Raw genomic sequence first — 24276 nt, forward strand, 5'->3', positions numbered from 1 at the left:
ATTATTATCTATATCCCAATACCACGTTTTTTAATAACCTTTTGCGACAATGCAATCCGTTGTTTGTTATCAATACCAATTTTATGTAATAGGTGATAAAAAAAATCACGATCAGGCCCTTTGACCACTGCTTGCTCATGTGCTTCGGCAAGCACGACTGGATAACCACGACCTTTGGTGCATTGATCAATTATAACTTGAGCAATTACATTAACTAATTGCTGATCATGCGCAATCCATGCTGGCACTTCTACACGACCAATTTCATTACCTACATGTAGATAGAAAAAATATGGTTTTAATGGTTCTGGATAATATTGATTAATATGCGCATGATTCTGGAACACAATCGTACGCTCAAATGGCCGCAGAAAAAATGATGCAACGGTGGCATCAACAATGCCATCCAACACATCAGTTTTATCTGCATGCGCTGCATCAAAATTACACAGCGCAAGACGCAATAAATTCACTAATTCTCTACTTCTTGGCAAGCTCACATACCCTGCAGTGGGCATCTGTTCTTCGTACAAACCATGGAGCGTTGCCAGATATTTGTGCAAAAACAATGTACGCAAAGTATCATCTTTTGCTTCCAGATGCCAAAATATCAACGAACCATCAAATAACAATACACGTGGCACTTCATCCGTGCATAATTTATTGAGTTGCACACTCAATGCAAACCCGGCATCAAGCTCCATTTCTTGGCGCCTACAATTGACCAAATCATGTGGCATGATTTCATACAATTCTTTTTCATGCCCAGTAAATACTTGAGGCACAGAATCAAATTGTACCGCTTTATTGGGACACCCATAATGCAGCATTACTGAACCAATATTAATTAAAAAACAACCAAGGCCTTGATGTCGATCGGGATAAATTTGTGATCCGTCCACTGATAGTACATGATAATTGGATATAGAAGGAGCAACTGCTATTGCATCGCTCAAGTTGCCTTGCCAAGTAGGCAAAGGCCATGGTGCATGAGATGCCTTAACTTTATAAATAAATGTAGCGTCTGTAGAGATTTTGTGCCAGAGTTCACGCGCTAACGTATGTGCCTGTGTAGTATCGATAAAAAGCTGATTAGTTACCCCTTCAAGGGCTTGCATGAGCTTTGCGCGATTGAGCATGTATTACCTTTTGTATAGTTAGCAAGTCCTGTATGTAAAGCCTCTAATGGCAATAACGCACATCTGATTCGAGTTGGGCCAAGTTCCATGCCAATCATAGCAAGCACAAAATCTTTATCAAGCGCCGCTAATTCTTCAATAGATTTGTTCAAAGCTGCTTCCGTCAGCATTGAGGCAGTCGCTTGCGTAATAACACAACCATGCCCATCAAAAACTAAACGGGTTACTTGATTATTGGTAATACATCCTTGCATAATAATTTCATCCCCACAGGATGGGTTGATTTGACCAGAACTAAAGTCTGGATTGTCCAAAGTACCCTTATTACGCGGATTACGATAATGATCCATTAATGTGTGTTGATATAGATTCATAGTAAATCACCTCCTCAATCGCTTAATTAACCCCTCTTTTCCCTTTAGTATAACCAGTTTGGTCACAATTGACCAGTTGCGTTATTTTCACCCTTTGATACCCTGATTATAGGTATAAATACCTAAATATTTCAGAAAAAATGAGAGGTAAATTAGATATGCAATACTTACGCAAATTTCCACCCTACATACTTACCGGATTATTATTTGTAGCATCTGCTTTACAGGGTGCTAACGTTATATTTGACCTTGGCGGCGTATTGATTGATACCAATAAATCTGCCGTTACTCGCCAACTTGGTCTTGGTAATATCTTGACCTATTTTTTTTCTACGGGCAAAGCATCAAGCGCTATCAAACAAAAATTATATGAAATATTATATAAACTTGACTCTATAGCAATCAATTCAAGTTGCGCTCATGATCATGATGGGCAGTTACTGCCAGCACTTATGTGTGACTGGATGACCGGTGCACAAACTCCAAAAGAAATTTTACATATTGTTGTATCTGCTATCGACAACAATCCTGATTGGTTTGCCACTAAATCAGAGAAAAAATTGGTACGCAACGTCGCGCGTATGATGTTTACCCCAAAGCGCTTTGCAAAAACACGAGAATTAATCAAAGATGGCATAAAATTCCTACAACAATGCAAACAAGTCGGCCACAATATTTATATACTATCAAACTGGGATGCTGAATCTATCGATGTATTGCAAAATAATAACAAACAATTTAAAAAGCTTATTGATCTATGTGATGGGGTTGCAATTTCTGCCAAATATGGCGTTATGAAGCCAAATAAAAAGTTTTATAAGAACTTGCTGAACGAATATCGTTTAACGCCGGGAGATTGTGTATTTTTTGACGATCAATTAGAAAATATCGAAGCGGCACAACAACTTGGTATGCATGGCATTCGAGTAGTAAATAAGAATTTTAAAGATGCTCAACAAGCATTCAGACATTGGGAAAAACACAAACAATTGACGCATTTAGTATGGGTATAATTATGAAACCTAAAAATATTATATTTGACCTTGGCCACGTAATTTTTGATTATGATCCTGCAATTGTACGTGACCTCATTAAAACAGCACCCGAAAAAACATTTAATATTATTGAGTCAGGGCTACAATTACTCAAAAAATGTCACGCGCAGATAGATTCGAACGGGAAACGCCGTCACAAGTTATTTGTCCTTTCCAATGCTACACACAATTCATTCCAGGTTATGACCAATTATTTTCCACAGATATTTGAACTATTCGATGAAGTTATGACATCGGCACATGTTGGTATGAGCAAACCTGATGCGCGAATCTACTACCATTTCTTGCAAACACATCAGCTTAATCCAACTGATTGCATTTTTATCGATGATAAAGAGCCAAACGTTCTTGCAGCACGCGCTGTTGGCATGCATAGCATACTGTGTGACAACTTCGATAATGTAGAGCAAGAATTGCAGCAACTAGAAGTCATTTAATCCGTTTTTATAGTAACTCCATAATACCGGCATTAAAAAAATAATAGCCCCAAACATGAGCAACACGAGCAAATGCCAAGATACAATATTAGATAGATCGTCTACTTGATGCAAATATTGTCCCGCAAATGAATAGATAAATGTACCTGGTATAAGGCCTATAGCGGTAGCTAGCGCAAATATCCATATAGGCATATTAGTTAACCCAACACAAATATTCATGAGTGGCGTAGGCGTAAAAGGAAAAATCTGCATGGTTAAAATATACCATTTACCATGTTTTTTTATTGCCCTATTGAACCGAGCTAAATGTGTTTCATATTTTTCCAATATAAATGTCCCAAAAAAATAACGGACTGAAAGCACTATAATAACTGAACTAATGGTAGCACATATCGTAGCACATATACCGCCAATGATTGGCCCAAATAAGAACCCACCTACAACCGTGAGAAAAGCGGTGACAGGTATTATCATGGCACCCGACACTATAAAAATTAGACAATACAATGCTAACACAAACGGATAATGATGCTGCGTCCATGTATACCACACCTCAGCTTCCTGTTTAAATTCTGCAAATGTCATAAATTTTATGCACCCTGATCGCCACAACAACATAAGTCCTAACATTGCTAGCACTAGCAGGATAAACCTCTTCATGATCCTCTCCTTTTCTTCATGGCTTTATGCTTAAATATCCATTACTTCTTTAAATCGGCGTATGATCATCGGAATAAGCGCTACGAGCGCAAGTAGAATAAACGCAAAAATAATTTGCGGTGAAAAAATATCTCTAAATGAGGTCATAGTACCAAGCTGCTTACCTGCAAATGCATAAATAGCTATTAATGGTAATGAACCTACACATGCTGTCCACGCAAATGTAATGATTGAAACCTCAGTAAGTCCTGCTAATGTAGCAATAACAAAGAATGGAATCACCCCCATCAAATTCATGGTTAATAAATAACTGTGGCCATATGATTCAAGCCGCTCATTGAACTTTTCTAGTTTTGCTCCATATTTACCACGTACCGTATGTGCAACTACATAACGCACAATTAAGAATGTTAGTGTTGTACCAATAGTCGCAGCAATTGATGCGTATATGGTCCCAAAAATTGCACCGAACAAAAAACCTCCCACTAACGTCAGCGGCCCTACAACTGGGAATCCTCCTGCTATAATAGCAATATAAATAAGCATGTAGATAAGCACTGCACGAGCATAGTTTTCTTCTACGAGTGCTGATAAGAACGCTCGATCTTCTTTGATCTTTGCTAAAGTAAAATAATCTTTAACATGAAAGTATTGGAATAACCACCATGCAATACCAAGTACCAGGATAAATGCGAGCAATTTTAAATATCGTTTCATGATTATAATCCTTTTTCTAGTCAAAAATGTAATGGATATCCCTACTAACACCTCCACTATATCAAAATAATAAGTAAAAATGACAGTATACATATCACATCATAGTATGGAATTATATTGAGCAAAAGTATTAGTATACCTAACTTTACATAATAATATGCATTTCTCTTGCTACTTAAAAATCAGATTCGTTATGATAATAATGAAAAATTTACAAATGCAACTTATTAATTAAAAAAACATGGATAAAAAGGGTAGTCATGAATATGGTCAAAAGATTTATAGTAATTTTTATGTTACTATTAAATATTCAAAACATGTTATATGGAATCATGGGTACCCAACACACAGGGATGGAAAAAATTATGCCTAAAAAGACAATAATTTTTGATTTAGAAGGAGTATTGTTTGAAGAAGACAAAATTGCCTTCGCCCAAAAAATAGGGGTTGGGACATTAGCTCGTTACAGCCTCAGCTCCTGGTCAAACCCAGAAACGGTATGCTTGGACACACTCCAAAAAATAAGTTCTCAAGAAGCTAACCAACCAGAAGTTCCATTACGCCATCGTGATAGAATTATGCCACGATGCATAGTAGATTGGCAATTGGGTAATGCCACAGCACAACATGTCAGACAACAGCTGAAATCACAACTCGATACGCTACACAAACAAAATTTTTTTAGAAACGATCAAGAAAAAGATATCATTACACAAATTCTTGATATTAGTATCAACCCAGACCATTTAGCCGAGATTGCCAAGCCGGTTCCCGCCATGGTTAACCTACTAAAACACCTGCATGATCATGGTTATCAACTTTTCATTCTCTCCAACCTTGCACAAGAACCTTATGCCGTGTTGCATAGGGAATTTCCGCACATTACTGCCCTATTTCAAGACATCATTATTTCTGCTAACATTAAAATGCTCAAACCAGATAAAAAAATATTTGAACATATTATAAATACCTATGCATTGAACCCACAAGATTGCATTTTCATTGATAATCAGAAAGAAAATGTTGTGGCAGCAGAATCATTGGGTATCGCGGGCATTATACACAAAAGCCCACGCGCTACCAAAAATGCATTAGCAAAGCTTGGTATTAAGTAAGTATTATCTAAAAATTCTTAACCAATTCAGCTACTGTATTGACTAACCTATCAACATCTTCCAACGTATTATAAAAATAGAAGCTTGCTCGTACAGATGAAGTGATATCCAATTGGCTAAATAGTGGCTGCGCACAATGAGTACCCGCACGTACACAAATACCTTGCTCACTTAAATATGTTGCCACATCATGAGGATGAATATTTTTTACCGTAAAGCTTACAATATGTCCTTCTTTTTTTAACTGTTCGATAGGTCCAAGAATTTTAACTCCTGGTATACGTTCCAAATCATCAATAGTACGCGTACACAACGCTGCTTCATATTTCTGCAATGCAGTAAAATTAATATTTTTTTGTAGATACTCAAATGCAGCCCCAAGACCAATAGCTTGTGCAATAGGTGGCGTACCTGCTTCGAACTTCTGCGGCGCATCTACAAAGGTTGTATGTTGCAATGTAGCTTCCCGCACAATACCACCGCCCAGTTGATATGGTGGAATATCATTTTGCAATGATTTTTTTATATATAATACACCTACGCCGGTTGGCCCAAGTACCTTATGACCAGAAAAAACCAAGAAATCACAGTCTAATGCATGTACGTTAATTTTTTTATGCGCTATCGATTGTGCTGCATCAACAAGAATTTTTGCCCCAACCGCACGTGCATACCGAACAATAGTTGCCACATCTACCTGTGTACCAATTGCATTTGAGCATTGAGTAATGGCAACAAGTTTCGTTTTTTTGGTAATAAGTTTTTGTGCGGACTCCATATCAAGCATACCATTTTGTGTAATTGGTATAGCTTTGAGCACAGCTCCCTTTTGATGGACAAGTCGTTGCCACGGCAATATATTTGCATGGTGCTCCAACTCAGTAATCAGAACTTCATCTCCTGCGTGTACATGCTCATATGCCCACGTACTTGCAATAAAATTAATACCTTCCGTTGTTCCACTGGTAAAAACAACTTCATGCGAATCAGCACCTATACATTGTGCTACGGTAGAACGTGTTCCTTCATATAAACTGGTAGCCTCTTCGCCCAACATATGAACGCCACGGGCAATATTTGCATTTTTTGTAGTATAAAAATCAGTGATTGCATGTATCACCTGATTTGGTTTTTGTGAGGTAGAAGCATTGTCTAGATAACACAACTTATGACCATTAATACTTATGTTTAAGATAGGAAAGTCTGCACGTAAATGCTCCATGTTCGATCCTTTACATTATAACATCATCATTTTAAGTACGTGGCTCTAATTTGTGCCTCAACATCTCCATTACCTCTCTTAGTTTTTCTTTATTTATATTACTGTCATTTTTTATATTTTTTAGCAACCTTAATATATCCGCAGCTTTTTCATGCCCTTGATCACTATCTTGCTTGAGCTTTCCTAACCAAGTAATATACGATTCCAAAATAAATGTTGACCAAAATAATCCATCGCTCGTAATGCCATCAGTATCAATCAAGCATTTGAGCATGTAATAACGCGCCATATCATAATCCTGTTCAACGTAACCTCCAAATAGATATGCCGATGCAAGCGAGGCACACGCATATACATTACGCTGTTGTACCAATTTTTCTAGCCCATTACAGTCATCTGTCAGAGCGCATGTTATAGCCGCTAGAAAAATGGGGCTTTTTGTAGTATCCTCTCTTGTATTTTTGATGAGGCCAACTAATGATTCATCCGAGCATTGTGTTATCGGTGATGTAATCGGTGGCAATTCAGACATAACAGGCTGCAATGTTTTATTTATCATTGCTCTAATAGCATTTGGATTCACTGTCTGTGGTTTAGCCCATATTAACGATGTCCCTGTTTTTATTGCATGCAGCATTGCTTCTACATTTTGTTTTTTGATCGGATCTAATACAAATTTTTTTGTTTGATACAGATACTGCCTCGCACGTTTTAACAATCCTTTTTTGTGATAATATAATGCTAACAAATACGTAGCCTCTCCTTTGATATTTTCATCATTGGCATTATTAAGTACTTGCTCAAGCATAGCTTTGATATTTACCTGACCATTTTCAATGCGTACACCGTTTATAATACATGCATTAGCAAATTTGCATATAGCCTGTGCATTCCCAAGATCAGCAGCTTTACACCAATATACAATAGCTTGTTCATACTGCTGCATTTTTTCAAGGTATTCCGCATACCGGCAATATGCCTTTACAATAGTTGTTTTTAAATAAACAGGGCCTTCTTGATTATCATACAAACGCCAACCTTTTTCTAGCCATTCAATAGCCAGCTGGAAGTGTTTTTCTTTAATTTTATTATTAGTCTGTTCTTGATTTTGTGTAGCTATAAAATGCGCTGCCCCAAGCAATACGCATGCATTACCCTGTATATTCACCGATAATAATGCATTCTGCGCATAAAATTTTAACCGTCCATAACCACCAGACCGCATCAGAACACTCAATGGGTCATCAGTATCTGAAGGTATATACCATATATAATCACTACTAGCAGTATGCATAGTAATTAAATACTCAGCTAATACATCATTGTACGTATAACAATCAGTTAGATTATTATTATTTTCTGCTTTTTTTATACAACGTGTAACATCAGCAACAAGATGTGCTTGTGCATTAATGCATCCTGATACAGAATGTATTTCTAACAAACTTAATGCACGTACATAGAATGATTCCATTAATGGATCATCTGCTATTGCCTCCAACACATTACCTAAATAATATATCTGCTGGGGCCCTGCTAGTAACTGCTTTGGAAACCTAGTTGAAAACCCCAAAAACAATTGTGCCATCACATGGCCTTCATGAGCTGCATAAGATACACATTTAAACCAATAATCTTGCATGGGACTGCCTATCTCAGCTATATGACAACATACAGCTCCAAGCAGATAACACCATTCTTTTTCTTCATCTGAAAGATTTTTTTTATTGATCAATTCATTTGTATGCTGTTTAAGTACATTTTGTATATCTGACGATATAGTCAATAAACTCAATTCTTCTAGAGTACCAAGTAACTCATCAATCGTAGCATGATCATCACATGCCAATCTCAAAAGATGTAATGCTTCTTTATCATCACGCTCTACACCATGCCCTTGTAAGGTCATGATCCCTTTCATCCAACATGCTTTGCGCCAATATTTTTTATGCTCAAAGTCTTGTTGTTGCATGGCAATAATACTATCAAAATTCTGTAATGCTTGGGTATATTGCTCCCGATCATAATGCAAGCATCCAATACACATCATAGCCTCGTGGGCATTTGGATTGCGTCCATACCATATGAAAGCTTGCTCTATATATTCTGTCTTTTTTTGTTCATCTTTAGAATAATTATACAACTCTGCATATGCCTCTCCCAAATATAATGCTGCTTGTGTGTACCCCGCATTAAATGCTCTGTGTAAATATTGAATGCCTTCTTGGACATTGCGACTGAATAAAATTACTTTTTGCCCTGAATCAGTTATATGTATCCCATACATATATACCATACCAATCGTATATAGTATTACGGGATCTGGATCATCACTACGTGCGCATTGTCGCAATAACCCAATGCCCTCTTGTATTCGTTTTTTTAACTTACCTTGTTTTACCTGGTCTAAAAAAGGATTTATATCAGCAAGAGACATTCCCAATGAATGCATCGCTATAGTACAATTTTTATCTAATTTGATTGCCTTACGTAACAATGCTTCTTTGTTGCGTATCACTTGGACACTTGATTGCTCTGCCTCTGGTTGTGTACAAGTCAAGCTATCTGCCAGAGAAACCAGAATATGGGCGTATGTTTTTTTGATACAGTCACGCTGTTTGTCTTGAATATCAGTGTGCGCATACGCACACTCAACATATTTAAGTGCTTTTTCTTGATTTTTCCTAGTACCACTAGAAAATTCATCAACTATGTCATTATTGTGTTTGATAAATTCCGCACGTTTAAGATAAATTTGTGCCAGGAAAAAACAGGTAGTTGCATCATGATTCTTACCTCTGAGCAATGGTTCAAGTTTCTTACCAATGCTCGATTCATCAAACAACTTTAACATATCGATATCATCTGCAAGATGTTCAAGTACATAATTTTCAACACATTGTAAAACCTTGCATGCAACATTATTGCTAATACCACGCGCATCAAGCAATGCTTCAACCACATCATAACAAGATTTAATACAATTATCTGCGAGTAGCTGTGGTAGGTGTACGTCACAAAAATAGTGCCCAAAAAAATGATCCATTTCATATTGCTGATCTATGTCACTACATAAGCCTATGTTACGAATTAATGGCAACATGGATGCTAGCGTAGCATCATCCAGTGTACGTTTTGTAAAAAATATCGATTCAATTGTAAAAAAGTTACATAATGAATGATGCTTAAAATAACTATTGGCAACTGCCATAAAATATGGCAATGCTTGATCATACTCATTTTGCACGTACAATATAGACGCATATAGGTAATGTGCACATGCTCGTATTTTTGCATCGGGATGCTCTGTAGCATATTGTATTGCTTCTATGGTCTCATTATTGAGTGAACTTTTTATAAAAAAGTATAATGTATTGACCAAAGCATCTTTGGACGCAGGCATATGTTGTATCAGTTCATAGGCTTTGTCACCGGATTGTTCTACCCCCTGTCCCAATAATGCCATAACTACCTGATGCCACTTACTCCACGCATCATGCCCCACTTGGTCAAAATATGCATATGCTTTTTGCAGTGCTATCTGATCATTATGTGCAATACCACACAAATAATGCCATTGGCCCAATGAAGTTGTCACCAATTTATTATGTGTATGAATACGGTCTAATGCATCTAATACATACGACCATTCTGTGGGCAGATCTTTGCCACATGCCAAATTCTTTTTAAGTAACGCAGTCAATAGGTGTATGTCGGCATCTAGATTTATTGGCATATAACGTATGCGGAGTGCATTGAGCAAACATAAAGCACCTACATCTTCTTGTTGTGCAGGTGCTTCCAATAGCGCTAGTACCATATCACGTTCAGCAGATGTCACACAAGTACCATCCACATATATAAATCTGCCAATAATGCATGCCGCATATTGGATCTCTGTATCCGATTGTTGCAATAAATTATCTATACATTGGTTATACCATTGTGTATTAAGCTGCTTAACATTTTTGTATAACACTGAACGACCTTCTTCAGTCGTATCCAATAAGCAGATTGCTTCATACGCACGTTGATACGATCTTGAGACCCCATGACCACACGCGTACATGAGTGCGCGTTGCCATACGCTTTCAAGATCAGTGCTATCTCTACAAATCTGCCACGCATAGTCAAAAAATTGCGTACGAAGTTTTTCATCTTTTGCTTGCAATCCACGTAAATACCAAAACCGCGCAAGTATCCCTTGCGTATCCTTTCCTACAAATATCATTGCTTGATCTACATTTTGCAATGCAAGCTGTAATTGATCATGTGGAACAGTATGCAAGTTATCTACAAGCACTTCAAAATAGTTTGTTATTGCTGCAGCATCTTTTTTTACTACCAATAATGGCAATACACAAGCACATGCTTGTGCACCACCTGCACGTGCTTGGGGCATCAGGATGTTTATTGCTGCGTTTATAATATCAACAGGAATATTTTTTTTAGTATAACAAGATAAGGTGGATATTATATCTGCTGCATATTGAGCTTGCGTAGATGTTGTATCTGCTAAATATGGCTTTATACCATTCAATAATAGATCTAACTTTTTATTTATGCGCGTAGTAAAGTCACGGCATGACTTCCTGTTGCTCATTATTTTTTTTAGTATTTCATACGTATCTTGAGCACTAGGCCGTACACCATGCCCGCATAACAACATATTAAACTTATACCACAAGACTTTATGATTACTTTCTTCAACTTGGGCAAAGCATTCCCATGCTTGCTTGAAAAGTTCTTGATTATTATTTTGTTTACCGCAGCAATATAACCAAGAACCCAATAATATTAATGCTTGTTGATCTGCTTGCAAAGCCCATGACTTTAATGGCATACATATGTCAGAATATTCCTCTGCAATCGTCCGTTTGCTTGCATATTGTATAAGTGATTGCACTTGCTGGTACGTTTCCTCTTTAGATGCATATCGTGCATTCAGCGCAATAGTCCACCGATAAACGTCTAAATTGTTCGTGCATTGAGCAAAAATATTTCTGGTAAATTGTACAACATCAGGTGACACTTCCCCATATGTACACAGATATGCGAGCACATACTGTGAGGGAAATTTTTCTTCATTATTTTGTATATTGTTGATCAGTTGATTTATAAGCTGATCATCTACTATACGCTGTAGTATGTTTGATTTGTCAGGCTCTGTTATTTTTTTCAACATTTCATACGCTTGTACACACGATGCAGTACACCCATGCCCCAACACATACATACGCGCTATTAATGCATAGCTTTCAGCATCATGAACTTCCGATAAATACTGAAACGCAGATTTAAAATGTTGTGTGACCTGAATATGTTGAATGTCTCGATCTAACTTTTTTATTAAATTTTTCTTATTGATTGTTTCTGCATACCAATAATAATACGTTCCCAATAACCGTTTGGCCTTACGGTTACCCTGCTTATCAAGTATCTTAAGTGTATTAATCAGTGGTTCTATAACATTTTTGGGCACATCATCAGAACCATGATTATTTTTTTTCAGACTATCGAGCATCTGCTCAACATATGTGCATGGCTCATTACTACATCTTGCTAGTAAACAATATAAGTATGGATCATCAAACTCCTGTATTAGCCGTTGGGTTACTTCAAGAGCTTTGTTATGTGCTAAATTATATGCATTACCATCCATAACACTACATAATAATAATCGTGCTTCTACCTTATCCTCAACCATCCCCCATCCACGATAAAGCATGTCGGCATAATATGCACATGCGTATGCAATATTACTTGAATTTGTAGAACTATTGCTTACGTATGCTTCATGAGCATGTTTAAAATGTGTATCTGCTCTCTTGTCATAGCCAGATTTTTTATACGCATACCCAGCCAAATAATGCATATACCCAATAGTCTGAGCAGATAAGGAACCTTGATTCGCTATAGTTTCTAATTCAGCAAATACACTGTCCATAGCAATGCACGCATCATGATAACTTTTTTTATGTATGTCTATTTCTGCTTGTTCAATTCTACGCACTACATATGCAAGATATTCTTTTATTTTTGTACCTTGAATACCTGTTAGTGATGCATTATCAATAGTAGGTTGATAATTAGCACGAGTTAATAATGAATGGGTAAATACATCGACATAGTGCGATTTGCACTCGTCTGCATAACATTCTTTCACTGCAGCAAGAAAACGCTGATGTAACTCTTGTTGTCCCGCTGCAAAAGATGTCATCTGCCACTGTTGAATTTGCTCGTGTGCATCCTGTGCAGTCTTATTATTCTGTTTTGCTAAATAGGTAAGCACCGTGTCATCAAGTAAGCTTATTTTGTATAAAATATTTTGATCTGTTTTGCCAGATGATTTCCATGTACGCAACAATGAACTGGCTTGTAATAGTTGATCATATGCTGGTCGCTCGAATATTTGTGATCCAGGCCCCCTGTTTATATGATTGAGATTAAAGGGAAGCTGCTGACTCATACCTAAAATATCATACGTACATAACCCAAATACCAATACAAAATACACACGTCTATGCATGTTGTATCATTCCTAACCCCGTATTAATAATCAATAGATATGTTAAGTTGTTCTTTTGTCACGGATAACGGATGATTAAACTGTATACGAGTGTATGCATCTTGTGCTGATGTATTTTTACCTGCAGCCAATCCGGTCAATATAGAAACATCCTTTTTATGTTGATTGAGTATGCGGTTCCAACATGTCTCACATTCCTTATTATGGCTTTTCCATTCTCGTAACAATGCTACCATTTTGAATAAACGACGATAACGTGCACGTTCCAATTTATACTTATCTACATTAACTTTTTGCGCTTCAAACTGACGTGTACGAATATTGAACCATACCATTACCTTATTATCGGTTGGATTATTTTTCTCCATACCTATACAGCATAATGATAAACATAAATTCACGAGTAACAGTACATATCGCATACAAATTCCTTTACTAATAAAAAATAATAGTCTAGTAATTATACAAAAAAGATTCGATTTTGAAAGAATCTCATGGCATTTTTAAAAGATTTTGCAGTCTTATAAACAACAATGAATCATTGAACACATCAGCAAAAAAACCACGTAACCACATATGTTTCGCAGCTAATTGCGATAGACCTCGAGACTGCATATACAACAATTGTTCTTCATCAATCTGTCCCACGGCACTACCATGCGCACATTGCACATCATGCGCGAGTACTTCTATCGTAGGAACTGATATAGCACGCGCTTGGCTACTGAGTACAATACTTTTATGTTGTTGCGCCGCATCGGTTTGATGTGCACCCGGCGCTATAAAAATACCACCCTGATATTCTGCTTGTGCAGCATCATATAAAACAGTTCTGATATCCAATCGACTGGTAGTATGGGGAACATAGTGATTTTGATTAACCTGCATGGCAACTTGTGCATGTTCTTTGAGTAACCAAGCACATCGCACATCAGCCTGAGCATATTCACCTTTTAAATTCATGTGTAATTGCAGTTCATTTGTATCCGTCAACAAGGAATAATATACTAGGCTACTTGCACGCCCTATATCCACAGAATAATGCTCGCGTACATTTTGCGATGCAACGCGGTCATGTAAGAACGTAACATGTGCATTATCTTCAATCACCATCGTAACAGTCCGATTAGCACTAGGATCTACTAGATCATGCAGCACCACCTGTGCACCGACTTGCACCACGATGTGCATATGCTCACTATGTGTAGGTAGTACAACAGGTGTATCAATGCGATTGTATGATGGTATTATTAATGTATCTTGCATTATCCTATAGAACCTTCCATTTCCATGGCAACCAATCGATTAATTTCTACGGCATATTCCATAGGTAATTCTTTTACAAACGCATCAATAAATCCATTCACAATAAGCGCACGAGCATTTTGCTCATTCAACCCTCGGCTCTGTAAATAAAAAAGCTGTTCATCGTTAATATTGCTTACTGATGCCTCATGACCTACATCAACCAAGTCTTCTCGTACTTCAATGGTCGGATAGGTGTCAGTACGTGATGCAGCATCCAAGAGCAATGCATCACACTGTACACGTGATTGCACATGTTTTGCACCCTTAATAATTTTTAATAATCCACGATAACTAGTACGCCCGCCATTTTTGCTGATGGATTTTGAAACAATATTAGATGTTGTATGTGGTGCAAGATGAATAATTTTTGCACCTGCATCCTGATGTTGCCCATTTCCGGCAACTGCAATAGAAATTATATTACCTTTTGCACCCGGCTCTTTTAAAATTATAGATGGATATTTCATAGTTACTTTGCTACCAAAATTACCATCTATCCATTCTACCTGTGCATTTTTGTATGCGATTGCACGCTTGGTTACCAAATTATATACATTGTTTGACCAATTTTGAATGGTAGTGTACCGAATATGAGCTCCTGGCAATGCTACAAGTTCTACTACTGCACTGTGCAAAGAATTTTTACGGTAAATAGGAGCACTGCATCCCTCGACATAATGCACATAGCTACCTGGCTCTGCTACAATTAATGTACGCTCAAATTGCCCCATACTTGCCGCATTAATCCTAAAATATGCCTGCAATGGTTGGTCTATACGTACACCTTTGGGCACATATACAAAACTTCCACCGCTCCACACGGCAGAATTAAGTGCAGCAAATTTATTATCGTGCGGTGGAATTACCGTAGAAAAATATTTTTTAAAAATATCCGGATATTCGCGTAATGCCGCACTCATGTCGGTAAACACAACACCTTGATCTGCCCACTTTTTCTTCAATCGTTTATAAATAACTTCTGATTCATACTGCGCACCAACACCGGCCAAAAACTTTTGTTCTGCCTGTGGAATACCAAGTTGTTCAAACGTATTTTTTATAGTATCTGGTACTTCATCCCATGATGTAGTTTGATGTTCAAGCGGCTTTACGTAATAATAAATATCATTTGGATCCAAATCAGAAAGGTCTGCACCCCATGTAGGCATTGGCTTGTGCTCAAAAACTTCAAGTGCAGCAAGTCTAAATTCTCTCATCCAAACAGGCTCTTTTTTCTGTTCAGAAATTTCGATCACAATTTGACGATTTAACCCTTTAGCAGATTTAAACACATATTCAGATGCGCGATGCTTTGATGCGGTATCCATCATATCCCTTATCTTCTAACTGGGTTATCAAATACGCATCACCAGATACAGCAATAGAACCATTGCATAATACATGCACTACATCAGGTTGTACATAATCTAAAATACGTCGATAGTGCGTAATTAATAGTATACACATAGCAGGGTTCTGTTGATGAATATGTTTTAAACCTTGTGCTACTTTTTTAAGTGCATCAATATCCAGACCAGAATCAATCTCATCGAGTACAACCACCTTGGGCTTGAGCAACAATAATTGTAGCATTTCAAATTGCTTTTTTTGACCACCGGAAAAGCCGTCGTTCAAATTACGATCCATAAAGCTTGGGTGGATATCCAGTTGTTGCATGTGATCCAACACTAGAGTTCTAAATTCTTGCACCGATAGTTGCTGCTTAGTAACCGCGTAATGTGCTTCTTTCAAAAAAGTTAACACATTCACACCCGGAATAGCTGGCGGTTGTTGAAATGCTAAAAATAATCCTAATTGTGCACGCTCTGCTGGACTTAATGTAGTAATCTCTGTTTGATCTATATGTATAGATCCTGAAGTTATTACATACTGAGGATGCCCCATGAGTGCATAGGCTAAGGTACTTTTACCTGAGCCATTTGGCCCCATAACCGCATGCACCTGCCCAGAATTGATCAACATATTCATGTTACGAACAATAGTTTGATCATGAATAGAAATTGAAAGATCTATAATACGTAACATATAAAAAATAACCCCCAATTCATAAAAAACTCTGCCCACCAAACTAATCAGTGAGCAGAACAAAATTTACATCCATGAATCCAAAAAACTATTAGGATAAGACATACCCGAATCATCTACAAGTAATTCATCGTCTTCCGTTGAACCCTCATCTAAAGGTAAATTAGACACACCATCTTCATCAATGCATGCAGCATCTATTGATTCTGTTTCTGTAGTCCCAGCTTCATCTGCTACATCTATAGTTGCATTATGGTCCTCCACTATTTCTTCGGTAACAACTTCCTTTGAACCTCCTAGTTCAGCAATGAGTAAATCAAGTTCTGTATCTTCTTTGACTGGCGATTCCATAGTTGCGCGTTCTGCTACATTGCTATTTGGATCACTCGGTTCATCATGTGCAGCACTTGAATCAACATCTTTTTCTTGTTCAGAAAATGAACCATTTTCTTCTTCATCACCGATTGAGTTTTGATTATCTACATCGGTATCTGTATCACTTGTAATACTTGCATCAATATTATCTTCTTGATTTGGATTTCTTATATCGTTGGCACCACCATGCTTCCACCAGTACCACAAGCCATACCCACTACCAAGCAACCCTCCTGCTGTCAAGATAGAGGTCAATACCGGATGACGTGCAAACCAACTTTGTGCTTGGCTATTTTCTACCTGTTGTAAAATTTCATCTACTTCTTCATTTTCTAATTCTTGTGCAACCAAACGCACCGCAGCATATATTTGCTTGTCCTGAATATCATATTGATCTAATGTTTTGAGTGCTTGTTTAACCAACTCATCATTCATTAAATCCACTGCTTTTTGTTGGGTTAAACCACTTTCGCACGAAAGTTTCTCTGCAGCTTCATATACCGTCTCTACACAGGTGGTAAAAGCAATGGCAACATCTTCTTGCGCACTAACGCGAGAGCCCATTAATGCAATTAATAATATATTGAGCAACAATACATATTTCTTCATGTGATACCCTTTTTGAAAACAAAATGTGTGCAATTGAACTGTTTCTAAAGGTATCAATACCACTGTTTTTTGCAAGGAAAGATTATATAACCACACGCATTAATTCTTCAAGCGTAATTATGCCGGCATGCACCTTTTCAAGGCCATCATCCAGTAGCGTAATCATGCCATCTGCCAACGCTTGTGCATAGATATCTTCAAAAACTGGTTGCTGCACTATTAATGCACGCAAAGAACTAGTCACTGTTAATAATTCAAAAATACCGATTCGCCCCTTGTACCCTAGATTACCACATGCAGAACAGCCGGCTCCTTTGTACACAACATCCCAGTCAAGATCAAATTCACCAAGTAGTGCACGCTCCTGTTCAGATGGCTGAACTTCTTGACGACATGCGGTACAGATTTTACGTGCTAAGCGTTGTGCAAGTACACCGGTCAGCGAAGCATTGATTAAAAATGGCTCAATCTGCATATCCATAAGCCGCATGACTGCACTTGGTGCATCGTTGGTATGCAACGTGCTGAGTACCACATGACCCGTAAGTGCTGCTTCAATGGCAATACGTGCGGTTTGTTTGTCACGTACCTCTCCAACCATTAATACATCCGGATCTTGTCGTAAAACTGCTCGAATACCTTTTTCAAATGTAAAACCTGCATCGGGGTTAATATGCCCTTGCGTAATGCCGGTCAAGTTATATTCAACCGGATCTTCAAGCGTTACAATATTTTTTTCCGGTGCATTTAATGCAGCAAGCGCTGCATATAAGGTGGTAGTTTTCCCCGAACCGGTTGGACCAGTTACCAAAAAAAATCCATTTGATCGATGCATAAGGTCATTAAATTTTTTCAACATACCCGCAGAAAAACCAAGATTCTGCAACGTAATCATATGCGCAGCACGATCCAAAATACGAATAACGATTTTTTCCCCATACAAAGAAGGAAATGTAGATACACGTAGATCAATAGGTTGATTATTGACGCGTAAACTAAATTTACCATCTTGAGGAATACGTTTTTCTGCAATATTAATGTGTGCTAAAACTTTAAGGCGAGAAAGCATTTGTGCCATGTCAGAAACATCTATGGGCATCTGATCAAGCAAAACACCATCGACACGGAATCGTATCCGTAAACGTTGTTGTTCAGGTTCCAAATGAATATCAGAAGCTCCACGAGCTATTGCCTGCTTGAGTATTTTATCAACCAACTGTACCACAAATTGTTCATCACGCATGGCTACTCTCTTGGCTTACTGATATTTAATCATTCATAATAATCATCAGAAAGATTATCTATATCTTCTAATTCTTCTTCGCGCTCTTGACGCAGTGCAAGACGTTCTTCTCGCAGGTCTTCATCTTCTGGAATTTCTTGTGTAGGTGCTTTGTCATAAAATTCTTTGACCGCATCAGTAATATCTTCTTGTATACCAACATAAAATTGAATGTCATATGAAACAAATTCGTTAATTCTAACTACTAAATCTGACAAGTCAGGTTCGCTAGCAATCATAATCAACATATTTTCATCAACCTCCAACGGAATAATTGCATTACGCAATAAAAAATCTTTAGGAAGCTGATGTAATAAAGCTGACTCAAAAAAATAACCTACTACATCGAATGATGGTACTTGATAGTGAATACTCAAAGCACGCAGCAAATCGTCACGCTCAATCAAACCCTGCTCTAATAAGAATGAATCAAATATAGCTTGATCAGAGTCACTAAAATTTTGCTTGATTGCGTCACCTTCAGTCTTGGAAAAAAAACCTAACTTCACCAATGTGGTAGTTAATTCATCTACGTATGTTTTGCCAATTGCCACTACTCTTCCTTTTATGTTTTAACCAACACGTAATCCAAATAAAAAACCAACAATGTAGCTGACTACTATAATAAAATTCGCTTTAACCCATTCCCAGAATGAACCAAGCAATGTATCGTTTATAGTCGTAGTACCTTGTTGAATACCAAACAATTCCTCAACCTTGATCCAATTAATAGCGATAGTAATAACATTCATTTGTTGTAATACAATAAGCCCTACTAAGAATAAAACGAGGAACGCTATGTAGGTGCTATATTTTCTAAATAAAAAACCAGTTAAAAATCCAATGCCACCATACAACGCAACATCAATAAGAATACTTTTTGAATCTTTAAGTTTATCCATAACACCTTGAAATTGATTTTTAATAGTATCAATAAAACTTGTTTGTCCAGCCGATGTTACCGGCATAGCCGCATCTAGTGAAGTTTGTATTTCATTAATTTCAATCGATTGTTCCATAGAAAACTCCTTATAAATCTAAATCTACCAGCTCATTATAGTTTAAGTATAGCCAGAGACAATCATACTACACAATAAAAGAGTATTTTTGATAAAACTTTTTGTTTTTTTCTATTCTGCTGTATTACTTGACCGTATCTTATTAACCAATTGAGTATAGCGATCAAGCAACTTCAGTTCAGTATATTTGTCTGGTATCTTTCTGGAATCTCTCAATTTCTGTTTTCCCATATGCGACTGTGGTAAATCAAGCGCGTCTCTGTGTTTTCGCATATCGTCATAACGCAATAAAGTTTCTATAACTGCTCGTAGTTCTTGTGCATCAGCTATACGCTCTTGTGCATGAACAATACGTTTTTGCAGCTCTATCAACTCTGCCTGTTGTTCAACCTCTTGTTTACGCAATGCTAAATGTTTTTTTAATTGTTTTTGTGAATAATCATGTTCAGGAGATGACAACACATCTATCCGCTTGGAAGACTTTGATTTTTTTATCTTAACCGATTTACTATCATCTTTTTCCATACCAATACCATATGTACTCACACACAAGACTAAAAACATACTTATTTTTTTCATGACTAAAACACCTTTGAAATTATATTCTTATATACTTTGCCCAAAGTATAAATTAAGAAAAAAAATGAGCAATAAAAAAGAGGCACCTCTTTATAAGGTGCCTCTTTTTTATTGCATTGTTTTATAACAATCTTATCTGACCGCATCTTTCAATGCTTTACCCGCTTTGAATTTTGGAGCTTTTCTTGCAGGAATAGTCATCTTTTTACGAGTTGCCGGATTAATACCAAGACGACTCTTTCTTTTCATGACTGAAAAAGTTCCGAATCCAGTCAATACAACTGATTTACCTTTTTTAAGTGTATCAGTCGCTGAAACCATGAACGCTTCTAAACATTCTTTACACGTTGCTTTAGGAAGCTTGGTTATTTTAGCCATGCTTTCAATTAGCTTTGCTTTGTTCATACAAAGTCCCTTTAGGTGATTTGCCGCCAGCTAAAACAAAAAATAGTACTTATCTTGTACCTTATCCATAGAATCTTTTTTGTCAAGTTCTGGCAACATACATATGTTTGTTTTGTGTTAAAAATAATGCTCTAAAAAAATGGTGTGCTTTATTTTTAATCTTAATTTATCTAATAATTTAATGAATTTAGAAAAAGCTATGGTCATGCCTTGCGTCCTTCGACAAGATCAAGATATGCAATGGCCGTACCATGCGGAGCTCTTAAAGCATGGTGCCGAGGGCCGGACTCGAACCGGCACGAGCATAACGCTCAAAGGATTTTAAGTCCTTTGCGTCTACCTATTCCGCCACCCCGGCAAAACATTTCAAACTCCATTCATTACTTCCAGCATATTTGAGTGGAGGCGGCACCCGGATTCGAACCGGGGAATCAGGGATTTGCAGTCCCATGCCTTACCGCTTGGCTATGCCGCCATCCTTTTTTTAAGCTGTCACTTCGCACACCCCAACTTAGCTGCTAATTCATCTACCGTGATAACACATATGCCTTCGGTATCATCAACATGTTCAGGTGGCGTAAGTTTACGCTGTAAGTATTTCTGATGCGCTGGACCCTCTACAGGTAAATTCTCTTGGAACCATTCAGCCGTACCACCTTCATATACTGATACGTTGGTGTATCCAAGATCTGTAAGCTTCCTACATCCATACCCACTTGATGCACACATATAATTTGAACAATACAGAATTACTTCTGCATTTTTATCGACTTTTTTTTCTATCTCTTCAGTCAATTGTTCAAATGGAATACTAATTGAACCTTTAATATGGCAGTCATCATATAACTGCTTATCCAATACATTAATAACAACCAAGCCTGTTAATTTCTCTGTATGCGGTTTGCCACATCCAGACAATATCACTAAGCAAGCTAACACACCGTATATAGATAGTAATTTTAAGGTCTTATTCATTCTAGTATACTCAGTATTTTTATGTATTTCAAAGTATCATTAAGGTACCACAAAATCCTATTAATGCAAGGTTTGCCACTACTTTATTTATTACTCTGCAAGCATTTCATGCCTAGCCATCATTTTTTTGAGATTTTCCAGGTTTATTTCTCTGATAGCACTCTTTTTTTCTTCTTCTGGTTGCTCAATTTTGCTCACCAGGTAAGGCAAGCTACATACACCCTCAACCGGTAATTTTGCATGGTACCATTCATTCATGCCTCCGGTAAACACCCATACCTCTTGAAACCCCATGGCATCTAGCTTTTCCCATGCATGGGCACTTGCAGCACACACATAACTCGCACAATAAACTACAATTGGTGTATCTTTTGCAATCGTATGCGCCCATGTTTCTATTTGATCCAAGGGCACATTAATTGATCCACTAATGTGGCAATCATGATATGATTCTTGAGGCAACACATTTATTATAACCAGTTTTTTCATACCAATACCTTTTTAATAAACTGGTTGCAAAAAACGACTCCAGCGCACCCTACTGAAAAAATCAATTGGATGTTTTATTAAATCCAAAATCCACCATGATTCATCACTATCAATTGACCATATTCTAAATACAATACGACCGTGAATTAAATGCTCCTTTATCGGACCAAAGAACCGACAATCTTTGCTTCCTACTCGATTGTCACCCATGCCCCAATATTCATCCGGACCCAACTCAACATAAAATTCATCTGAACCATCCCAATGGCTATTACCGCGTTTCACTTCCGCTTTAGATGGCGGGAATACGGTACCTGGATACCACAACTCTAATTGTCCTTGTGGTCCACGCACTACACGATCTGGTTGTATCTGGTAAAAAGGCTGATCTTTGAATGACTTATCCGGATCATATGATTTTAATGTCTTGAATTCTTCAAGTTTTCTTTCACGCAGAGCATCAAGAATAAATGGATCAACTGGTCGACCTTGCAACATGGCACGGATTTCTTGATCTGCTTGCTTGATTACAGCAGCTTTATCTTCTCGGTATACACGAATAAGTGGGTACTGATTTAAATACGGTTCATCCAATTTTTGATCATTTAGATATATGACTGGGCGCCCATTTTCTACCGTACCACGTATTTTATCACCAGGTATACCAATAATTCTTTTGGTAACATTTTGTGGTCCATATACATATTCTTCAAATAATCGCTTTATAGGGTTATCAGAATACGTATACATCACATCATTAAATGCAATAATGTCACCACGTTGCGGTTTGCGTATAAAAGAATAGGTAAATTTGTCAGCAAAAAAACGTTCACCAACGAGCATTGTTGTTTCCATAGAACCAGTCGGTACTTGGTATAGTCCAAATCCAAATGTACGAATTATAAACACCAACAGGAGCAATCCAACAAATTCGACTGCACTTTTGAAAAAATTAGATTGTTTTTTTTGCTGAGTTGCCATAATAATTCCTTACAATAAAAATAAATGTATGTACAAGTTTAGTGATGATATTTTTTTTTACAAATTCTCTTACGCCATGCAATAAAGTGGATTTACCCGCTTACCAAACATGTATACTTCAAAATGTAAATGCGATGCGTCCTTCCCAGATTTACGTACAAAACCAGTATCACCTACCGTTCCTACCAGCGTACCTTTTTGCACGCGTTGGCCAGCTGTTACTTTAATCCTATCTAAATGTGCATATCGTGTTTTATATTTATGATTATGTTGAACAAGTACTGTGTTACCATAGCCAGATACATAATGTGCTTCTACTACACGTCCAGGAGCTGCCGCTTTTACCGGTGTTCCTCGTATAGCTGCCATGTCAATGCCACGGTGAAACCCATATGAACCATCTGGATTTTTACGTGAGCCAAAAAATGAACTTAACCAAAAACGTGATTTTTCTATTGGCCAATCTAATTCAATATCAAAATAACGACGCCGCACACGTCGCTCTGCACGATTAACCGAAGCTGATCCTGATCTCTTTTTGGTAATAATGCGTTGATGCGGTTGCTCATCTACTGGTCCAAACCAATCTTCCCCTTGCAAACGTTGCATCAAACCATCAAGTTGTTGTTCTTTAAGGTATGCTTGCATTGAATCTTTTAAATATGTTTCATTTCTATTTAAAAAAACAGACACATCATCTTGATTATCAGAAGATATTATTCGTGCATCTTCAGGAAATAATGAAGACTCATCTTCATCAACAATATTATTATTACGTAAAAAAGTACGCACCGTATGTATATACATGCGATATTGTGCTGATAATTCCTGTAACCTGCGTCCTTCTTGAGCAAAGAACATATACTGCTGTGTTAATAATATAGCCAACACAACAAGCACCCCGAGCCCTGCTCCTACAATCAATTCTTTTTGTTGTGACACGAAATAGCTTTCTTG

General features: G+C 37.3%; 23 protein-coding genes and 2 tRNA genes. 3 read left to right on the top strand and 22 right to left on the bottom strand.

The window, feature by feature from the left end; all coding sequences use genetic code 11:
• Positions 1-8 precede the first annotated feature (8 nt).
• Together PK943_02295 and PK943_02300 are read right to left on the bottom strand one after the other, a co-directional pair.
• On the bottom strand, positions 9-1139 hold the full coding sequence (locus PK943_02295) for a DNA double-strand break repair nuclease NurA (protein ID HRN78043.1): 1131 nt from the start codon (positions 1137-1139) through the stop codon (positions 9-11).
• Positions 1097-1513: an iron-sulfur cluster assembly scaffold protein gene (locus tag PK943_02300; protein ID HRN78044.1), complete on the bottom strand. Its 417-nt coding sequence runs from the start codon at positions 1511-1513 to the stop codon at positions 1097-1099. Before PK943_02300 ends, PK943_02295 begins: the two co-directional genes overlap by 43 nt.
• Before the next feature lie 158 nt (positions 1514-1671).
• On the opposite strand from PK943_02300, the gene PK943_02305 reads away from it, so the two are divergent.
• Both PK943_02305 and PK943_02310 read left to right on the top strand, forming a co-directional pair.
• Positions 1672-2526 carry an HAD-IA family hydrolase gene (locus PK943_02305; protein HRN78045.1) on the top strand — a complete coding sequence of 285 codons (855 nt, stop codon included), beginning with the start codon at positions 1672-1674 and terminating at the stop codon, positions 2524-2526.
• A gap of 2 nt (positions 2527-2528) precedes the next feature.
• A complete protein-coding gene (locus tag PK943_02310) occupies positions 2529-3005 on the top strand; it encodes an HAD-IA family hydrolase (protein HRN78046.1) in 477 nt (158 codons plus the stop codon).
• On the opposite strand, the gene PK943_02315 is transcribed toward PK943_02310, so the two are convergent.
• Both PK943_02315 and PK943_02320 read right to left on the bottom strand, forming a co-directional pair.
• Positions 2991-3668 (bottom strand): VTT domain-containing protein, encoded by a 678-nt coding sequence (locus PK943_02315; GenBank protein ID HRN78047.1) that lies wholly within the window; start codon positions 3666-3668, stop codon positions 2991-2993. The two genes, PK943_02310 and PK943_02315, sit on opposite strands and share 15 nt — an antisense overlap.
• A 30-nt stretch (positions 3669-3698) precedes the next feature.
• Positions 3699-4385 carry a VTT domain-containing protein gene (locus tag PK943_02320; GenBank protein ID HRN78048.1) on the bottom strand — a complete coding sequence of 229 codons (687 nt, stop codon included), beginning with the start codon at positions 4383-4385 and terminating at the stop codon, positions 3699-3701.
• A gap of 365 nt (positions 4386-4750) precedes the next feature.
• On the opposite strand from PK943_02320, the gene PK943_02325 reads away from it, so the two are divergent.
• Complete coding sequence (locus tag PK943_02325; protein HRN78049.1) at positions 4751-5500, top strand: HAD-IA family hydrolase; 750 nt, start codon at positions 4751-4753, stop codon at positions 5498-5500.
• A gap of 7 nt (positions 5501-5507) precedes the next feature.
• Here the strand turns inward: PK943_02325 and PK943_02330 are convergent, their stop codons facing one another.
• From PK943_02330 to PK943_02415, 18 genes are all read right to left on the bottom strand, one after another.
• Positions 5508-6722 (bottom strand): SufS family cysteine desulfurase, encoded by a 1215-nt coding sequence (locus tag PK943_02330; GenBank protein ID HRN78050.1) that lies wholly within the window; start codon positions 6720-6722, stop codon positions 5508-5510.
• A gap of 31 nt (positions 6723-6753) precedes the next feature.
• Positions 6754-13251, bottom strand: coding sequence for a hypothetical protein (locus tag PK943_02335; GenBank protein HRN78051.1), 6498 nt, complete (start codon positions 13249-13251; stop codon positions 6754-6756).
• 23 nt (positions 13252-13274) lie between these two features.
• Positions 13275-13673, bottom strand: a complete 399-nt coding sequence (locus PK943_02340; protein HRN78052.1) for a hypothetical protein — start codon at positions 13671-13673, stop codon at positions 13275-13277.
• Positions 13674-13743: 70 nt separating this feature from the next.
• Positions 13744-14517, bottom strand: a complete 774-nt coding sequence (locus tag PK943_02345; protein ID HRN78053.1) for a SufD family Fe-S cluster assembly protein — start codon at positions 14515-14517, stop codon at positions 13744-13746.
• The gene (gene sufB, locus PK943_02350) at positions 14517-15890 is read right to left on the bottom strand and encodes a Fe-S cluster assembly protein SufB (protein HRN78054.1); all 1374 of its coding nucleotides are present in this window, start codon (positions 15888-15890) and stop codon (positions 14517-14519) included. The genes PK943_02345 and sufB overlap by 1 nt, the downstream gene beginning before the upstream one ends.
• Complete coding sequence (gene sufC, locus PK943_02355) at positions 15856-16605, bottom strand: Fe-S cluster assembly ATPase SufC (GenBank protein ID HRN78055.1); 750 nt, start codon at positions 16603-16605, stop codon at positions 15856-15858. Before sufC ends, sufB begins: the two co-directional genes overlap by 35 nt.
• Before the next feature lie 66 nt (positions 16606-16671).
• Complete coding sequence (locus PK943_02360; protein ID HRN78056.1) at positions 16672-17589, bottom strand: hypothetical protein; 918 nt, start codon at positions 17587-17589, stop codon at positions 16672-16674.
• Positions 17590-17671: 82 nt separating this feature from the next.
• Complete coding sequence (locus PK943_02365) at positions 17672-18832, bottom strand: GspE/PulE family protein (protein HRN78057.1); 1161 nt, start codon at positions 18830-18832, stop codon at positions 17672-17674.
• Between the two features lie 29 nt (positions 18833-18861).
• The gene (locus tag PK943_02370) at positions 18862-19425 is read right to left on the bottom strand and encodes a hypothetical protein (GenBank protein HRN78058.1); all 564 of its coding nucleotides are present in this window, start codon (positions 19423-19425) and stop codon (positions 18862-18864) included.
• Positions 19426-19443: 18 nt separating this feature from the next.
• Positions 19444-19890, bottom strand: coding sequence for an FUN14 domain-containing protein (locus PK943_02375; GenBank protein HRN78059.1), 447 nt, complete (start codon positions 19888-19890; stop codon positions 19444-19446).
• A gap of 111 nt (positions 19891-20001) precedes the next feature.
• Positions 20002-20469: a hypothetical protein gene (locus PK943_02380; GenBank protein ID HRN78060.1), complete on the bottom strand. Its 468-nt coding sequence runs from the start codon at positions 20467-20469 to the stop codon at positions 20002-20004.
• 132 nt (positions 20470-20601) lie between these two features.
• Entirely contained in the window at positions 20602-20874 is a 273-nt protein-coding gene (locus PK943_02385) for an HU family DNA-binding protein (protein ID HRN78061.1), read from the bottom strand.
• A gap of 270 nt (positions 20875-21144) precedes the next feature.
• Positions 21145-21232 (bottom strand) — tRNA-Leu (locus tag PK943_02390).
• Positions 21233-21274: 42 nt separating this feature from the next.
• Positions 21275-21349: transfer RNA gene (locus PK943_02395), tRNA-Cys, on the bottom strand.
• A gap of 17 nt (positions 21350-21366) precedes the next feature.
• Positions 21367-21849, bottom strand: coding sequence for a rhodanese-like domain-containing protein (locus PK943_02400; GenBank protein ID HRN78062.1), 483 nt, complete (start codon positions 21847-21849; stop codon positions 21367-21369).
• Positions 21850-21939: 90 nt separating this feature from the next.
• The gene (locus tag PK943_02405) at positions 21940-22338 is read right to left on the bottom strand and encodes a rhodanese-like domain-containing protein (protein ID HRN78063.1); all 399 of its coding nucleotides are present in this window, start codon (positions 22336-22338) and stop codon (positions 21940-21942) included.
• Between the two features lie 12 nt (positions 22339-22350).
• Positions 22351-23319 (bottom strand): signal peptidase I, encoded by a 969-nt coding sequence (gene lepB, locus PK943_02410; GenBank protein HRN78064.1) that lies wholly within the window; start codon positions 23317-23319, stop codon positions 22351-22353.
• A gap of 69 nt (positions 23320-23388) precedes the next feature.
• The gene (locus PK943_02415) at positions 23389-24261 is read right to left on the bottom strand and encodes a M23 family metallopeptidase (GenBank protein ID HRN78065.1); all 873 of its coding nucleotides are present in this window, start codon (positions 24259-24261) and stop codon (positions 23389-23391) included.
• Positions 24262-24276 lie beyond the last annotated feature (15 nt).

This window comes from Candidatus Dependentiae bacterium, assembly GCA_035445995.1.
Lineage (GTDB): Bacteria > Babelota > Babeliae > Babelales > Vermiphilaceae > DAOMRS01.

What these genes read in the sequence shown, in the direction of transcription:
- PK943_02380 (HRN78060.1), bottom strand. Translation starts at nt 20,469, where the DNA reads ATGAAAAAAATAAGTATGTTTTTAGTCTTGTGTGTGAGTACATATGGT.
- PK943_02405 (HRN78063.1), bottom strand. Translation starts at nt 22,338, where the DNA reads ATGAAAAAACTGGTTATAATAAATGTGTTGCCTCAAGAATCATATCAT.
- lepB (HRN78064.1), bottom strand. Translation starts at nt 23,319, where the DNA reads ATGGCAACTCAGCAAAAAAAACAATCTAATTTTTTCAAAAGTGCAGTC.
- PK943_02320 (HRN78048.1), bottom strand. Translation starts at nt 4,385, where the DNA reads ATGAAACGATATTTAAAATTGCTCGCATTTATCCTGGTACTTGGTATT.
- PK943_02340 (HRN78052.1), bottom strand. Translation starts at nt 13,673, where the DNA reads ATGCGATATGTACTGTTACTCGTGAATTTATGTTTATCATTATGCTGT.
- PK943_02325 (HRN78049.1), top strand. Translation starts at nt 4,751, where the DNA reads ATGCCTAAAAAGACAATAATTTTTGATTTAGAAGGAGTATTGTTTGAA.
- PK943_02365 (HRN78057.1), bottom strand. Translation starts at nt 18,832, where the DNA reads ATGCGTGATGAACAATTTGTGGTACAGTTGGTTGATAAAATACTCAAG.
- PK943_02345 (HRN78053.1), bottom strand. Translation starts at nt 14,517, where the DNA reads ATGCAAGATACATTAATAATACCATCATACAATCGCATTGATACACCT.
- PK943_02315 (HRN78047.1), bottom strand. Translation starts at nt 3,668, where the DNA reads ATGAAGAGGTTTATCCTGCTAGTGCTAGCAATGTTAGGACTTATGTTG.
- PK943_02330 (HRN78050.1), bottom strand. Translation starts at nt 6,722, where the DNA reads ATGGAGCATTTACGTGCAGACTTTCCTATCTTAAACATAAGTATTAAT.
- PK943_02310 (HRN78046.1), top strand. Translation starts at nt 2,529, where the DNA reads ATGAAACCTAAAAATATTATATTTGACCTTGGCCACGTAATTTTTGAT.
- PK943_02305 (HRN78045.1), top strand. Translation starts at nt 1,672, where the DNA reads ATGCAATACTTACGCAAATTTCCACCCTACATACTTACCGGATTATTA.
- sufB (HRN78054.1), bottom strand. Translation starts at nt 15,890, where the DNA reads ATGATGGATACCGCATCAAAGCATCGCGCATCTGAATATGTGTTTAAA.
- PK943_02385 (HRN78061.1), bottom strand. Translation starts at nt 20,874, where the DNA reads ATGAACAAAGCAAAGCTAATTGAAAGCATGGCTAAAATAACCAAGCTT.
- PK943_02295 (HRN78043.1), bottom strand. Translation starts at nt 1,139, where the DNA reads ATGCTCAATCGCGCAAAGCTCATGCAAGCCCTTGAAGGGGTAACTAAT.
- sufC (HRN78055.1), bottom strand. Translation starts at nt 16,605, where the DNA reads ATGTTACGTATTATAGATCTTTCAATTTCTATTCATGATCAAACTATT.
- PK943_02360 (HRN78056.1), bottom strand. Translation starts at nt 17,589, where the DNA reads ATGAAGAAATATGTATTGTTGCTCAATATATTATTAATTGCATTAATG.
- PK943_02335 (HRN78051.1), bottom strand. Translation starts at nt 13,251, where the DNA reads ATGCATAGACGTGTGTATTTTGTATTGGTATTTGGGTTATGTACGTAT.
- PK943_02400 (HRN78062.1), bottom strand. Translation starts at nt 21,849, where the DNA reads ATGAATAAGACCTTAAAATTACTATCTATATACGGTGTGTTAGCTTGC.
- PK943_02375 (HRN78059.1), bottom strand. Translation starts at nt 19,890, where the DNA reads ATGGAACAATCGATTGAAATTAATGAAATACAAACTTCACTAGATGCG.
- PK943_02300 (HRN78044.1), bottom strand. Translation starts at nt 1,513, where the DNA reads ATGAATCTATATCAACACACATTAATGGATCATTATCGTAATCCGCGT.